The sequence below is a fragment of the Rhodococcus phenolicus genome (assembly GCF_001646785.1).
GTDB classification, from domain to species: domain Bacteria; phylum Actinomycetota; class Actinomycetes; order Mycobacteriales; family Mycobacteriaceae; genus Rhodococcus; species Rhodococcus phenolicus.
The window spans coordinates 1-13,116 of the sequence record NZ_LRRH01000091.1 but is presented as its reverse complement, the minus strand read 5'-3'; the positions used below and the strand labels follow the sequence as shown (position 1 = coordinate 13,116).

The 13,116-nt window shown below is 68.8% G+C and carries 12 protein-coding genes and 1 pseudogene; 8 read left to right on the top strand and 5 right to left on the bottom strand.

Annotation, left to right across the window (positions count from 1 at the left end; all coding sequences use genetic code 11):
- Nucleotides 1-78 precede the first annotated feature (78 nt).
- Both A8G15_RS23370 and A8G15_RS23365 read left to right on the top strand, forming a co-directional pair.
- Nucleotides 79-966, top strand: a complete 888-nt coding sequence (locus A8G15_RS23370; protein ID WP_068165205.1) for an SPFH domain-containing protein — start codon at nucleotides 79-81, stop codon at nucleotides 964-966.
- Nucleotides 967-981: 15 nt separating this feature from the next.
- Nucleotides 982-1,191: a type II toxin-antitoxin system antitoxin gene (locus A8G15_RS23365; protein ID WP_068165203.1), complete on the top strand. Its 210-nt coding sequence runs from the start codon at nucleotides 982-984 to the stop codon at nucleotides 1,189-1,191.
- A 29-nt stretch (nucleotides 1,192-1,220) separates the two neighbouring features.
- Here A8G15_RS23365 and A8G15_RS23360 read toward each other — a convergent pair.
- Together A8G15_RS23360 and A8G15_RS23355 are read right to left on the bottom strand one after the other, a co-directional pair.
- Nucleotides 1,221-3,605, bottom strand: a pseudogene (locus A8G15_RS23360) (glycoside hydrolase family 65 protein); the annotation flags it as partial.
- 99 nt (nucleotides 3,606-3,704) lie between these two features.
- Nucleotides 3,705-4,694, bottom strand: a complete 990-nt coding sequence (locus A8G15_RS23355; RefSeq protein WP_068165202.1) for an Acg family FMN-binding oxidoreductase — start codon at nucleotides 4,692-4,694, stop codon at nucleotides 3,705-3,707.
- 172 nt (nucleotides 4,695-4,866) lie between these two features.
- Here A8G15_RS23355 and A8G15_RS23350 point away from each other — a divergent pair, with 172 nt between their 5' ends.
- From A8G15_RS23350 to A8G15_RS23340, 3 genes are all read left to right on the top strand, one after another.
- Nucleotides 4,867-5,598, top strand: a complete 732-nt coding sequence (locus A8G15_RS23350; RefSeq protein WP_068165269.1) for an enoyl-CoA hydratase — start codon at nucleotides 4,867-4,869, stop codon at nucleotides 5,596-5,598.
- Between the two features lie 23 nt (nucleotides 5,599-5,621).
- Nucleotides 5,622-6,740 (top strand): MBL fold metallo-hydrolase, encoded by a 1,119-nt coding sequence (locus A8G15_RS23345; protein WP_068165268.1) that lies wholly within the window; start codon nucleotides 5,622-5,624, stop codon nucleotides 6,738-6,740.
- Nucleotides 6,741-6,893: 153 nt separating this feature from the next.
- Complete coding sequence (locus A8G15_RS23340) at nucleotides 6,894-7,394, top strand: hemerythrin domain-containing protein (RefSeq protein ID WP_068165267.1); 501 nt, start codon at nucleotides 6,894-6,896, stop codon at nucleotides 7,392-7,394.
- A 32-nt stretch (nucleotides 7,395-7,426) separates the two neighbouring features.
- Here A8G15_RS23340 and A8G15_RS23335 read toward each other — a convergent pair whose 3' ends face one another.
- Both A8G15_RS23335 and A8G15_RS23330 read right to left on the bottom strand, forming a co-directional pair.
- Nucleotides 7,427-7,930 (bottom strand): DUF2029 domain-containing protein, encoded by a 504-nt coding sequence (locus tag A8G15_RS23335; RefSeq protein WP_068165200.1) that lies wholly within the window; start codon nucleotides 7,928-7,930, stop codon nucleotides 7,427-7,429.
- The gene (locus tag A8G15_RS23330; RefSeq protein ID WP_068165198.1) at nucleotides 7,927-8,148 is read right to left on the bottom strand and encodes a helix-turn-helix transcriptional regulator; all 222 of its coding nucleotides are present in this window, start codon (nucleotides 8,146-8,148) and stop codon (nucleotides 7,927-7,929) included. Before A8G15_RS23330 ends, A8G15_RS23335 begins: the two co-directional genes overlap by 4 nt.
- 99 nt (nucleotides 8,149-8,247) lie before the next feature.
- On the opposite strand from A8G15_RS23330, the gene A8G15_RS23325 reads away from it, so the two are divergent.
- The gene (locus A8G15_RS23325; protein ID WP_068165196.1) at nucleotides 8,248-9,633 is read left to right on the top strand and encodes a cytochrome P450; all 1,386 of its coding nucleotides are present in this window, start codon (nucleotides 8,248-8,250) and stop codon (nucleotides 9,631-9,633) included.
- 10 nt (nucleotides 9,634-9,643) lie between these two features.
- Entirely contained in the window at nucleotides 9,644-9,841 is a 198-nt protein-coding gene (locus tag A8G15_RS23320; RefSeq protein WP_068165195.1) for a hypothetical protein, read from the top strand.
- A 24-nt stretch (nucleotides 9,842-9,865) separates the two neighbouring features.
- On the opposite strand, the gene A8G15_RS23315 is transcribed toward A8G15_RS23320, so the two are convergent.
- Entirely contained in the window at nucleotides 9,866-10,477 is a 612-nt protein-coding gene (locus tag A8G15_RS23315; RefSeq protein ID WP_068165192.1) for a flavodoxin family protein, read from the bottom strand.
- Between the two features lie 95 nt (nucleotides 10,478-10,572).
- Between A8G15_RS23315 and A8G15_RS23310 the strand changes: the two genes are divergently transcribed.
- Nucleotides 10,573-13,050, top strand: a complete 2,478-nt coding sequence (locus A8G15_RS23310) for a cation-translocating P-type ATPase (RefSeq protein WP_068165266.1) — start codon at nucleotides 10,573-10,575, stop codon at nucleotides 13,048-13,050.
- The last annotated feature ends 66 nt before the right edge of the window (nucleotides 13,051-13,116 follow it).

The following is a 13,116-nucleotide window of genomic DNA, read 5'->3' as shown; positions in this document are numbered from 1 at the left end:
CGAGCTATACGCGCTGCGGCAAATAATGTGATATCACTTTAATATCGCATTACCGGAGTACGACGAGGAGAGCGCGCCATGGCCGCCACACAATCGACGATCACCGAACGCCAGGGGCGTTCCCGGAACGGATGGCTGGTGCTCGGCATCGGGATCGTCGCCGAACTGGCCGGAATCGGACTGATCGTGCTGGGCGCGACCCAGACCAACGTTCCGCTCATCGTTGCCGGAGTTGTCCCGGTGGTGCTCGCGACCGTCGCTCTGGCCGGTCTCGTGCTGGTCGAGCCGAACCAGGCGCGTGTACTGCAGCTGCTCGGCGGCTCCTACTCGGGCACCCTCCGCGAACCGGGCCTGCGCTGGATGAACCCGCTCAACACCCGCCGCAAGATCTCGACCCGCATCCGCAACCTCGAGACCGGCAAGGCGAAGGTCAACGACGCGGACGGCAACCCCATCGAGATCTCCGCGGTCATCGTCTGGCAGGTCGAGGACACTGCCCGGGCCGTGTTCGACGTCGACGACTTCGAGGAGTTCGTCGCCGTCCAGACCGAAGCCGCCGTCCGCCACATCGCCGGCAGCTACCCCTACGACTCCGGTGCCGACGAGATGTCGTTGCGCCAGAACGCCGACGAGATCACCACCAAGCTGTCCGAGGAGGTCGCCGACCGGGTCCGGTCCGCCGGCGTCCACGTCGTCGAGTCGCGCATCAACCAGCTCGCCTACGCGCCGGAGATCGCACAGGCCATGCTGCGCCGCCAGCAGGCCGGGGCCGTCATCGCCGCGCGGGAACAGATCGTCCTGGGCGCGGTCGGAATGGTCGGCACCGCACTCGAACAGCTCGAACGCGAGCACACCGTCGAGCTCGACGAGGAACGCAAGGCCGCGATGGTCAGCAACCTGCTGGTCGTACTCTGTGGGGACCAGGGTGCCCAGCCGGTCGTCAACACCGGTTCGCTCTACCAGTAGTCAGGATCGATCGGCATGGCCGAACGCAAGAAGCTGCTGCTGCGGCTCGATCCGGCCGTCCACGACGCGCTGGCGAGGTGGGCGGGCGACGAGCTGCGCAGCACCAACGCACAGATCGAGTTCCTGCTGCGGCGCGCGCTGACCGAAGCCGGCCGGATGCCGGGCCACGTGGAGAAGATCCGCCGGCCCGGCCGTCCCGCGAAAGGCGACGGCGACGCGGGGTGAGGCCCGGTCCGCCCGGGACACCGTCGGGGTCAGGTGAGACGGACGGTGTCGCCGGGACGGAGCAGCGCCGTCGTCCCGCGGCACTCGACGACGATGGGCGCCTGCGTGCCGGCGTTGGCACTCACCTCCACCGCCCTGCCGGCGATACGGATCTGCAGCCGATGCCCGCGATAGAAGACGGGGAACTCGAGCGCGCCGAGCCGCTCGGGCCACTCCGGGGTGAACACCAGCCGGTCACCGCGGGTTTCGAGACCGGAGAAGCATCGCTGCAGCAGGTCGATGCTGCCCGACATGGCTGCGAGGTGAATACCCTCGGAGGTTGTGCCGCCCTGGATGTCGGTGACGTCGGAGGCGAGCACCGTGGTGAAGAACTTCATCGCCTCGTGCCGGTTCCGGCGGGTCAGTACCCACGCGTGGACGACGGCGCTGAGCGTCGAGCCGTGCGAGGTACGGGACAGGTAGTAGTCGATGGTGCGCGGAATGGTGTCGCCGTCGAGCCGGTGGCCGAGATGCCCGAGCAGTTCCCCGAGTTCGTCGGCGGAGAGCAGATAGAACAGCATGAGTACGTCGGCCTGCTTCGACGCGCGGTAGCGGTTCACGTCGTCGCCTTCGGCCTCGAGGATCCGGTCCAGCCGTTGGATGTCACCGTACCTGCGCCGGTATCCGTCCCAATCCAGTTCGGCGAGAGCCGCATAACCCTCGAACTGGCTGAGGACCCCGTCGTGGAACGGCACGAACATGCGGCGGGTGACGTCCTCCCAGCGCGCCGTCTCCGAATCGGTCAACCGGAGCGAGGCGGTCAGCTCCACGCGGATCTGCTCCGGCAGCGCCGCGAGCGCGTCGGCCGCGCGCAGGATCACCCACACCGCCATGACATTGGTGTAGGCGTTGTTGTCGATACCCTCGTACGGTGCGTCGGGATATCCCGAATGGAACTCGTCCGGACCGATCACCCCGCGGATGACGTAGCGGTCGCGGGACCGATCGTAGGTGGCCAGGCCCGCGAAGAACCGGGCGATCTCGACGAGGAGTTCGGCGCCGAACTCGCCGAGGAATTCGAGATCGCCCGTCGCCTGGTAGTAGTTCCACGTGTTGTAGGCGACCGCGATGCCGATGTGGTGCTGCCGCCAGCTCGCATCCGGATTCCAATGTCCCGAACGGGGATTGAGGTGCATCTGCTGGCTTTCCTCCCGGCCGTCGCTACCCGACTGCCACGGGAACATCGCTCCCGTGTACCCGGCGTCGAGTGCCGCCTGCCGGGCCTCGGGCAGGCGCCGGAACCGGTAGCGCAGCATCGCCCGGCTCAGTCCCGGCAACGTCAGGTTCAGCACCGGCAGCACGAAGAGCTCGTCCCAGAAGATGTGCCCGCGGTAGGCCTCGCCGTGCAGACCCCGCGCGGGGACGCCCACGTCGAGTTCGGCGGTGTTCGGTGAGAGGGTCTGCAGCAGATGCAGCAGGTGCAGCCGCACGATCCGCAGGCTGGTCGTGTCGCGTCCGACGTCGACGGCCACGCGATCCCACAGGTGCCGCCACGCCAGGACGTGGCCGTCGAGAACCTCCTCGAAGCGGCCGGTGCGGGCCAGCCGCCGGGCCGCGGCCTCGGCGGGTTCGGAGACGGCGAGATCGCGGCCGGTGAAGACAGTGACCATCTTCTCCAGCGCCGCGTGCCGGCCGGGCGTCAGCTCCACCGCGATGAGGTGGCCGATCCGCCCGGCCCGGTCGACCGTGCGGCAGTCGGCGGCGAGCGGCGCGCCGTCGTTCCACAAGGTGTGGCGGGCCGCGACCGCGATCGGGATGCGGGACTGATTGGTCTGCATGCTCAGCAGAACCGAATCGTCGGACAGCGTCGTGGCGGCCGTCGCCTCGAGGTGGACGCTGTCGAGGTTGCGGTACCGCTCGACGAGCTCGTTGGTGACCGCGCCGTCGAGTTCGGAACGGATCTCCAGCCGGCCCGACCAGTCCTCCGCGGTGATCGTCGTTTCGAGACCGGCGACGTGCGGCAGGTGCATCGCGACGAAGCGCCGCTGCACCACCGAGGTGGTGCGGCCCGCCGTGTCGCGGACCCGGAACCGCCGGGTCATCACCGCGCGCCGCAGGTCGAGATACTGGCAGTAGTCCAGGATCCCGGTGTCGTCGATGTCGAACCAGGCACCGTCGTCGATCCGGAACGTCACCGGCAGCCAGTTCGGCAGATTCACCATGGACTCGTTGGTGACCATCCGCCCCGCGACCTCGTCTTCGCGCCGGTTGAAGATGCCCGCCGCGTAGGTGCCGGGATAGTGGTGGGTTCCGGCGTCCGCCTCGGGTGCGCAGCCGCGCGTCGCGAAACAACCGTTGCCGACCGTGCACAGCGCCTCACGGAGCTTCTCGGTCGGCGGATCGTAGCCTTCGAAGTACAACATCCACGTGTCGGCGGGGTCGGGCATCGACCTGCTCCCTTGCGACGTAACGGAATTCCACTATCGCACGGGGAGCCGCCGGGTCGGGGCCGGACGGAAATGTCCGTGGCGCGGTCACCGCACCGGACGTCGTGCGGTGACCGTCAGTACCGAATCGGTAGGCAGCCTGGGGGTCGGCTTCGGCCGGTCCTCCGGCGCGGTCGTGCCGATCCGGACCAGCGCCTGCGGGCATCCGTCGTCGGGAAGCAACGTACGGATCATCTCCCGGCTCCGGCCGAACTCGGTCACGTGGGTGAGCGGGCACGTGGCGAGCCGGACTGCGGTCGCTTCGAGCAGCACCGCCGACAGTGCTTCGCCCGCGCGCAGCCAGTCCGCTCGCCCGTCGGCTTCGGTGCTGACCAACACAACGGTGGAACGGTCGGCGCCCGGGGTGTCGGCCGAGGTGCGGGTGCCGGGCGGGAATCGGCGGCCGATCTCGACGTGCGCGCTCTGTTCCGCCGTGGCGAGCGCTTCCGGCGGGATTCCGACCGTGTCGACGGTATGTCCGGTCCACCAATGTATTTCGGTTTGATATGCGCTGTCGTAGCGCCGCACGGCGGCGGTCAGTTCGGTGGCGGCACCGAGGACTGTACGAGCGCCCTGATCCAGCACCGTCACTCGTGTTCCGGGCCGGAGCATCTCGTGGAGCGGGGCGGGGAAGCCGGTGTCGGCCGACGGCGGCGCGAACGGCCTGCGGTCGGAATGGCGCCTGCGAATCGCCGCGACGAGATCGAAATCGTGCGAGGCCGGACGCGCTCCGTGACTGAACCGGATGCTGGCCAGGTGATTGGAATGTTCACCCATCGGCAGCCGGTCGATCTCGGTGGACCACTTCAACGCGGTGGCCGCGACCTGCAGGTGATGCAGGGCGGCCCCGCAGCTCAGGACGAGTTGCCGGGCCGACGGATCCGCCGACTCCAACAGCCGGCTGCGGTCGCTGAACAGATCGAGGCGTCCGTCCGAGTACGTCCACTGCCAGGGTTGACTGTTGTGCACCGACGGCGCACGGCAGGCAAGGTCCACTGCCATCCTGACCGTGTTCAGATCGGGAATCCGTGGGTCCATGACCACTCCTGGGAATGCACCCCGTCGTGCCGGCGACGAGCTGTGTCGATCCGCTGCCCCTCATTGTTCGCCGCCCCCGATCCTACCGCCACCGCCGCGCCCGACCGCGTGGAACGCGCAGCCCGGGCGGATGGGATGATGCCTGCGCCAGGATCGGAAGGTGGGCACGAACATGATCGGGATCAGCCGCGAGGGCGACGTCGTCACCATGCAACTGCAGCGCACCGAGCGGAGGAATGCGCTCAACACCGAGATGTGCGTGCAGCTCCGCGAAGGCATCGAGCAGGCCGTCGAGGACGACGCCCGCGTCGTGGTGCTCACCGGTGAAGGATCGGTGTTCTGCGCCGGTGCCGACCTGTCCGGCGACGTCTACGCCGAAGGGTTCCTCGACAGTCTCACCGGCATGCTCTCGACGATCGAGGCCGCGCCGGTCCCGGTGATCGCCGCCGTCAACGGTCCCGCGATCGGGGCCGGCACCCAGCTGGCACTCGCCTCGGACCTGCGGGTGGTCGCGCCCGAGGCCCGGTTCGCGGTGCCCGCAGCGCGGCTCGGGATCTCGGTCGACCGCTGGACGGTGCGCCGGCTGGCCACGCTCATCGGTGGCGGCGCGGCCGGGGCGGTGTTCCTCGCCGCCGAGTCGATCCATTCCGACGAAGCGCTCGCGCGGGGCCTGGCCAACCGGATCGGCGACCTCGGTGCCGCGCAGGCATGGGCGCAGGAGATCGCCACGCTGGCACCGCTGTCGCTGCGCGCGATGAAGCTGTTCCTCAACGACGACCGCACCCGCGACGAACCGTCACCGGAACAGATGTCGGCGCTCGCTGCGGCGTGGCTGAGCGACGACGCGCAGGAAGCGCGAGCGGCGCGTGCTGAGAAGCGCGACCCGGCGTTCCGCGGAAAGTAGCCGACCGCACCTAGAGTGGTGTGGTGAGCGTCAAACAGGCTGCCTCGTCCGCCCTCGCCGGAGCCGGACTGCTGTGGGTGGCGCGTGCCGCCCGTGGTCTCCCCACATCGATCGGCGCGTCCGTCGCCGACATCCGGCCGTATGCGGCGGGCTCGCCCCGGTACCGCGACGGCCGGTTCCACAACTCGGAACCGAGCAGCGCACTCGGCCCGGAAGCGGGCGGGGGTTTCCTCAAGGACATCCTGACCCGCGGGTCCGTCGGAACACCCCGGACAGTCGTGCCGCTCGCGGCGCCGCTCGCGCCCGTGGAGGCCGCCGACCTGGCGGTCACGTGGTACGGGCATTCCAGCGTGCTCGTCGAGGTCGACGGGCACCGCATCCTCGCGGACCCGGTGTGGAGCGACCGGGTGTCGCCGTCGCTGACGGTCGGGCCGTCCCGGCTGCATCCGGTTCCGGTGCAGCTCGCCGAGCTGCCCCGCATCGACGCCGTCGTGATCTCCCACGATCACTACGACCACCTCGACCGGCACACCGTGGAGGTCCTGGCCGCGACACAACGCGACATCCGGTTCCTGGTGCCGCTCGGCGTCGGAGCGCACCTGCGCCGGTGGCGGATCCCCGAGGACCGGATCGTCGAACTCGACTGGGATCAGCACGCGGAGGTCGGGGAACTCACGATCACGTGCACCGAGGCCCGGCACTTCTCCGGCCGCGGATTCGCACGGGACATCACGCTGTGGTCGTCGTGGGTGATCGCCGGCCCGACCCGTCGCGTGTTCTTCGGTGGCGACAGCGGCTACACCCGGCGATTCGCCGACGTCGGGGATCGATACGGTCCGTTCGACCTGACGCTGCTGCCGGTCGGCGCCTACGACCGGCGTTGGCCCGACATCCACATGAACCCCGAGGAGGCGGTGCGCACGCACACCGACCTCGGCTGCGCCGACCGTCCCGGCAGCCTCCTGGTGCCCGTGCACTGGGGCACCTTCAACCTCGCGTTCCACTCGTGGTCCGAACCGATCGCGCGGCTGCTGCCCGCCGCCCGGGACGCGGGCGTGGCGACGGCCGTTCCGATGCCGGGGCAGCGCGTCGACGTCCTGCGCCCGGGCGACCAACAGCCGTGGTGGGTGACTCTGGGGTGAGAGGGCGGTGTGTCGTTTCGGCGGTCCTGGCCGCCATAAAGACACACGGGTTCGACCGGGTCTCGTTTGCCCGGCTCCTGCCGCGGGTATCAGCGGTCCACACGGATCCCGCGTCCGGCCGCAGGTGCCGGACCCCGGCTCGAGGAGGTTCTGATGTCGACGGACGCCATCGTGATTCTGAAGGACGATCACAAGGAGATCCGGCGGTTGTTCCGCGCCTTCCGGAGTGCAGGCGACAACGCGCAGAAGCAGAAGGGGCAACTCGTCGACAAGATCATCGAGGCCCTGACGGTGCACACCTACATCGAGAACGAATGCATGTACCCGCAGGTTCGTGACCTCCTCCCGGACCTCGAGGACGACGTCCTCGAGTCCTACGAGGAACATCATGTCGCCGACGTACTCGTGACCGAGCTGGCTGCCATGTCGCCGTCCGACGAACGATTCGACGCCAAGACGACGGTGCTCATCGAGAACGTCGAACACCACATCGAAGAGGAAGAGGACGAGTGGTTCCCGCAGGTGCGTGAACATCTCGGCCGGAAGAAGCTGCAGGAGATCGGAGCCGAGATGCTGGAGCTGAAGAAGAAGGCGCCCAGGTCACCGGCGCAGCCGTCGGCGTTGAAGAAGACGATCGACGCCGTACTGGCCTAGGGCATGACGGTCCGGATCGTGACCGGACGTCCTCACAGGTCTTCGGCGTCGCGCGCTTCCTCTTCCGCGAGGCGCCGGGCGTCGCGCCGCTTCCGCCAGGCGATGAGGGCGAATACCGCTGAGGCACCGCATATTCCGCCGACGACCGCACCGAACCATGTTGCTGGGTCTTGGTCCAGTGGGGTGGACAGGCGCGCGTAGATTCCGAGGACTCCGACGATGTACAGGGCGGCGGCGAGAATCGCGCGGGGGCGCCACTTCTTCGCCGACGCGTACACGTCGACGTCCTGGCTGCGTGCGTAGCCGGTGGTGGCGATCGAGACGACCATCCACGCGACGATGATGCCGAGGGAGACCCACGCGCCGACGCGCCCGGCCGCCCACGGAAGCACGGCCGCGGCGGCAAGGGCGATCCACTGGGTCAGCTGGAAACCCACCGCGGACGCCTCGTTCCAGACGTCGCGTTGACGTTCGTCGCGGTAGAAGTCGTCGTCGAGATCTCCGATCACGCGGGCGGCCTTGATGAACGCGGTCATGCGGGATCCTCCTCGGTGAGCGGAAACAGGTCTTCGACGGTGGTGCCCAGGGCGCGAGCGAGCCGGAGTGCGAGATAGACGCTCGGCGCGTAGTCGCCCTTCTCGGTGGACACGATGCTCTGGCGGCTGACGCCGACCTGCGCGCCGAGTTCGGCCTGGGTGATTCGCATCTGCTTGCGGAACTCGCGAACCCGGTTGTCTCTCCGTGTCCCTGTCACGCACTGAAGTCAAGCATCCTTGTCATTTTGTGTCAAGCATGCTTGTCTTTTCGCGGGGATGGGCGTTTCACCCGGAAGGGCAAGGGGTACCAGTCCGTCATGTCGCCAACCGCAGGTACCGCACACTCGACGTCCACGACCGGCCCGACGGTGAGCGGTCTCAGGGCACTGCGCCTGACCACGACGCTCGGCTTCCCGTCCGTCGCGGCCGGCGTCATCGCCCGCAGGCCCAGATCGATGGCGCTGCTGGAACGGTTCGGAGCGGATGCCTCCGCCGTGCACGCCCTGCGGCAGCTGCGTGCGGAACACGGCACCGGCCCGTTGCAGGTCGAATTGCCGGGCAGGCGCCTGGCGGTCGTCCTCGACCCCGCCGACGTGAGTCGGGTCCTGGAGGATTCTCCCGACCCGTTCGATCCCGCCACCCGGGAGAAGAAGGGAGCGCTCTCGCCGTTCCAGCCGCACGGTGTCCTCATCTCGCAGGGGCACATCCGCGCCGAACGTCGCAAACTCAACGAGGAGGCGCTGGACACCCCACGCACCCTCCACCACCTCGCCGAACCCATCGTCGAGATCGTCGACCGGGAGGTGGGCGCCCTCGTCGAGTCGGCGCTGCGCTCCGGGTCGCTCGGCAGCGACGAATTCACCCGCGCGTGGTGGCGAATCGTCCGCCAGGTCGTGCTGGGCCCCTCCGCAGCCGACGACACCGGCATCACCGACAGATTGAAAAAGCTTCGCGCCAACGGCAACTGGTCCTACTTCATCCCCGAACGAAACCGTCTGCGCGATCGATTCATCGAAGATCTGTATCGCTGCGTGGACCGGGCCGAACCTGGTTCGCTCGCCGGTGCGCTCGCGGCGCTGCCAGCCGGCGGCGCGACCGATCCGGTCGGCCAGATACCGCACTGGCTCTTCGCTTTCGACGCCGCAGGCATCGCCTCGATACGTGCACTCGCGCTGTTTGCCGGCCACCCCGGCCAACGCGAGGCGGCGCGCGCCGAGATCGCCGGCAGCGACTCCGGGACGCCGCAGCCGTACCCCTACCTGAGAGCGGCCGTGCTCGAATCGCTGCGCCTGTGGCCGACCACGCCGATGATCCTGCGCGACTCCACCCGGGACACTGTGTGGGGCCCGGAAGGGGAACGGTTCACCATCCCAGCCGGAACGGGATTCGCGATCCTGACGGCCGGGTTCCACCGCGACAGCGACCGGGTCCCGTTCGCGAACGAGTTCGTGCCCGAGGCGTGGCTGGACGGGCGCGCCGAGTCCTATCCCGCGCTGGTGCCGTTCAGCGCCGGCCCCGCGGTGTGCCCCGGCCGCAACCTGGTGCTGCTGGTGACCAGCACCGTCCTGGCGCGGCTGCTCGACGCCGCCGATTTCCGGGTCGTCTCCGATCCGGCGCCGGCACCGGACGGTCCGCTGCCCAACACGTTCGACAACTTCGGAGTGCAGTTCGAGGTCGCGCGCACCACCGGCGCGCCCCGGTGAGGAGAAGAAGATGAATGCGTCCGGCAAGAACGACGGCGGCTTCCACAAGGTGACCCCGGACCCCGAGGAAACCCCGCAGGACGAAGACGTCCGGTCCGAGGGATCCGGCGACGGCACCGACGGCGACTACGACGCGACGGGCCCGGCGCACCGGGCAGGCGAGGAGGGCGGGCGTGCCGAGCGGAGCGGGGGCACCGAGGAGACGTGAGACCCGCCTCGCCCGGCGCCGCTCTCACTCGGCAGGCGGATACGGTCCCTCCCGCAGAGCACGGGCGAGATGCGCGGCGTTGCGGGCCAGGGTCGCCGTCGCCGACGCGACCGCGTCCGGCACCGAGTCGAGGTCGTTGTAGTCACCGGGTGTCATGGCCTCACCGTTCCAGTAGGTGCAACCCTGCGCGGGGATCGTGTACCCGCAGTCGTTGAGCCCCTGGAACAGGCTGGCGACGATGGCGTGGGCGCCGTCCTCGTTGCCGACCACCGCCGCGACCGCGACCTTCCCGAACAGGATCGGACGACCTTCGTCGTCGGTCTCGGACAGTTCCGCGTCGAGCCGCTCGAGCGCGCGCTTGGCGACACTCGACATCTGGCCCAGCCAGGTGGGGGTGGCGACGAGCAGGATGTCGGCGTCGAGGATGCGCCGCCGGACGTCGGGCCATCGGTCGCCGTTACCCATGTCGGCCTCGACGCCGGGATGGATGTCGAGGTCGACGAGCCGGACCGTCTCCCCGGTCACGTCGTGTTTGCCGAGCTCGGCCAGGACCTGCTCGGTGATCAGGTCACTGCTCGACGCGGCCGGGGACGGTTTGAGCGTGCAGACCAGGGCGAGTGCCTTCAGAGATGTCATGCCGTCGCGGGTACCCGTGCCGGTTCCCGGTCGAAACGCGATCTTGCAGGTCGGTGCACGATCGCGACTTCGACCCCTGGCATAGCCTGTTCTCCATGTCAGCTGAAGAGCCCACCGCGGTGGCGGGGGCCGGTGAAACGGTGGTGACCGATCCGGACCACGTCGTCGGCGGCCTGACCACCGAGCAGGTCGCCGAGCGTGTGGCACGGGGGGAGACGAACGACGTCCCCGACCGCGCGTCCCGGTCCGTCAAGGACATCGTCCGCGCGAACGTGTTCACCCGGATCAACGCGATCCTCGGTGTGCTGTTCCTCATTGTGCTCGCCACCGGCTCGATCATCGACGGCATGTTCGGCCTGCTGATCGTCGCGAACAGCGGGATCGGCATCATCCAGGAGGTCCGCGCCAAGCGGACCCTGGACAAGCTCGCGATCGTCAGCCAGACCAAGCCGGTCGTGCGGCGCGACGGCAGGTCCGCCGAGCTCGCCCCGCGCGAGGTGGTGCTCGACGACATCATCGAACTCGGCCCCGGCGACCAGCTCGTCGTGGACGGTGTGGTGGTCGAATCGGAGGGGCTCGAGCTCGACGAGTCGCTGCTCACCGGCGAATCCGACAACGTCGACAAGGCGCCGGGCACGACCGTGATGTCGGGCAGTTTCGTCGCGTCGGGCAGCGGTGCCTACCGCGCGACGAAGGTGGGCCGAGACGCCTACGCGGCGCGGCTGGCCGAGGAGGCCAGCAAGTTCACGCTGGTGCAGTCGGAACTGATGTCCGGCATCAACAAGATCCTGAAGTTCATCACGTACCTGATGATCCCGGCGGGTCTGCTCATCATCTACAACCAGCTGTTCTCCAGCGGCGAGTCGCTGGGACCCGCACTGAGCGGCATGGTCGCCGCGCTGGTGCCGATGGTTCCCGAGGGTCTCGTCCTGATGACGTCGATCGCGTTCGCGGTCGGGGTGATCCGGCTCGGGCAGCGCCAGTGCCTCGTGCAGGAGTTGCCTGCTATCGAGGGGCTGGCCCGTGTCGATGTGGTGTGCGCGGACAAGACCGGAACACTGACCGAGAACGGTATGCGCCTGGCCGAGATCGTTCCCGTGGACGGCGCGGACGAGGACGTCGCCCGCGCCGCGCTCGCCGCGATGGCCGGGGACGATCCGCGTCCGAACGCGAGTGTCGCCGCGATCCGGGAAGCGCTGCCCGGCGACCCGGGCTGGGGCGCTGCGACCGCGGTCGCGCCGTTCTCGTCGGCGAAGAAGTGGAGCGGCCAGTCGTACGGCGAACACGGCAACTGGCTGCTCGGCGCTCCCGACGTGCTGCTCGATCCGTCGTCCGGCACCGCCCGCAAGGCCGAGGAGATCGGCTCGCAGGGGCTGCGGGTGCTGCTGCTCGCCCGCAGCGACCGTCCCGTCGACGACGCGGCCGCGCCGGGCATCGTCGCCCCGCAGGCGCTGGTCGTGCTCGAGCAGCGAGTTCGGCCCGACGCGAAGGACACCCTCGAGTACTTTGCCGACCAGAAGGTCGACGTCAAGATCATCTCCGGCGACAACGCGGTGTCGGTGGGGGCCGTCGCGTCGTCGCTGGGCCTGGCCAGCGGTGAGCGGCCCGTCGATGCGCGCACCCTGCCCGAGGACCGGGAACAGCTCGCCGACACCGTCGCGTCGTCGACCACGTTCGGCCGGGTCCGCCCCGACCAGAAACGTGCGATGGTCGGGGCGCTGCAGTCCCGCGGCCATACCGTCGCGATGACCGGTGACGGCGTCAACGACGTGCTGGCGCTCAAGGACGCCGACATCGGAGTGGCGATGGGTTCGGGCAGTCCCGCTACCCGGGCGGTCGCGCAGATCGTGCTGCTGGACAACAAGTTCGCGACGTTGCCGCACGTGGTCGGCGAAGGTCGCCGGGTGATCGGCAACATCGAACGTGTCTCGAACCTGTTCCTGACCAAGACCGTGTACTCGGTGCTCCTGGCGTTCTTCGTCGGTGTGTCCGGGGTGCTGTCGCAGCTGTTCGATTTCGATCCGATGCCGTATCCGTTCCTGCCGCGGCACGTGACGATCGCCGCGTGGTTCACCATCGGCATACCGGCGTTCCTGTTGTCGCTGGCTCCCAACAACGAGCGGGCCCGGCCCGGGTTCGTGCCCCGTGTGATGCGGCTGGCGATCCCGTCGGGTGTGATCATCGGTGTCGCGACGTTCGTCTGCTACGTCCTGGTGTACGGGGGACCCGAGCAGACCGAGGAGCAGAAGATCCAGGCCGGCACATCCGCGTTGATCACTCTGATCATGATCGCCCTGTGGGTGCTCGCGGTGGTCGCGCGGCCCTATCAGTTGTGGAAGATCGTGCTGCTGATCGCATCGGTGCTGGGCTACGTCGTCCTGTTCACCGTCCCGTTCTGCCGCGAGTTCTTCGCGCTGGATCCGTCGGATGTCGGATACACGACGATTGCGTTCGTGTGCGGTGCCGTCGGGGTGTTCCTGGTGGAGGTCTCGTGGTGGGTCACCGGGCGCCTGCACGGGGAACACCGCCGTCTGTTCGCGGCCCCGGACGATCTGCTCCCGGGAGTACACTGACCGGCGTATTGCGAGATCCGATCGTGCGCATCGGAGATCGATGCGCGCCCACCCTCGGCGAGAACC

Bases quoted from the DNA above. Each gene is read 5' to 3' on its own strand.
- A8G15_RS23370 (WP_068165205.1), top strand. From the start codon at position 79: ATGGCCGCCACACAATCGACGATCACCGAACGCCAGGGGCGTTCCCGG.
- A8G15_RS23365 (WP_068165203.1), top strand. From the start codon at position 982: ATGGCCGAACGCAAGAAGCTGCTGCTGCGGCTCGATCCGGCCGTCCAC.
- A8G15_RS23355 (WP_068165202.1), bottom strand. From the start codon at position 4,694: ATGGACCCACGGATTCCCGATCTGAACACGGTCAGGATGGCAGTGGAC.
- A8G15_RS23350 (WP_068165269.1), top strand. From the start codon at position 4,867: ATGATCGGGATCAGCCGCGAGGGCGACGTCGTCACCATGCAACTGCAG.
- A8G15_RS23340 (WP_068165267.1), top strand. From the start codon at position 6,894: ATGTCGACGGACGCCATCGTGATTCTGAAGGACGATCACAAGGAGATC.
- A8G15_RS23335 (WP_068165200.1), bottom strand. From the start codon at position 7,930: ATGACCGCGTTCATCAAGGCCGCCCGCGTGATCGGAGATCTCGACGAC.
- A8G15_RS23325 (WP_068165196.1), top strand. From the start codon at position 8,248: ATGTCGCCAACCGCAGGTACCGCACACTCGACGTCCACGACCGGCCCG.
- A8G15_RS23320 (WP_068165195.1), top strand. From the start codon at position 9,644: ATGAATGCGTCCGGCAAGAACGACGGCGGCTTCCACAAGGTGACCCCG.
- A8G15_RS23315 (WP_068165192.1), bottom strand. From the start codon at position 10,477: ATGACATCTCTGAAGGCACTCGCCCTGGTCTGCACGCTCAAACCGTCC.
- A8G15_RS23310 (WP_068165266.1), top strand. From the start codon at position 10,573: ATGTCAGCTGAAGAGCCCACCGCGGTGGCGGGGGCCGGTGAAACGGTG.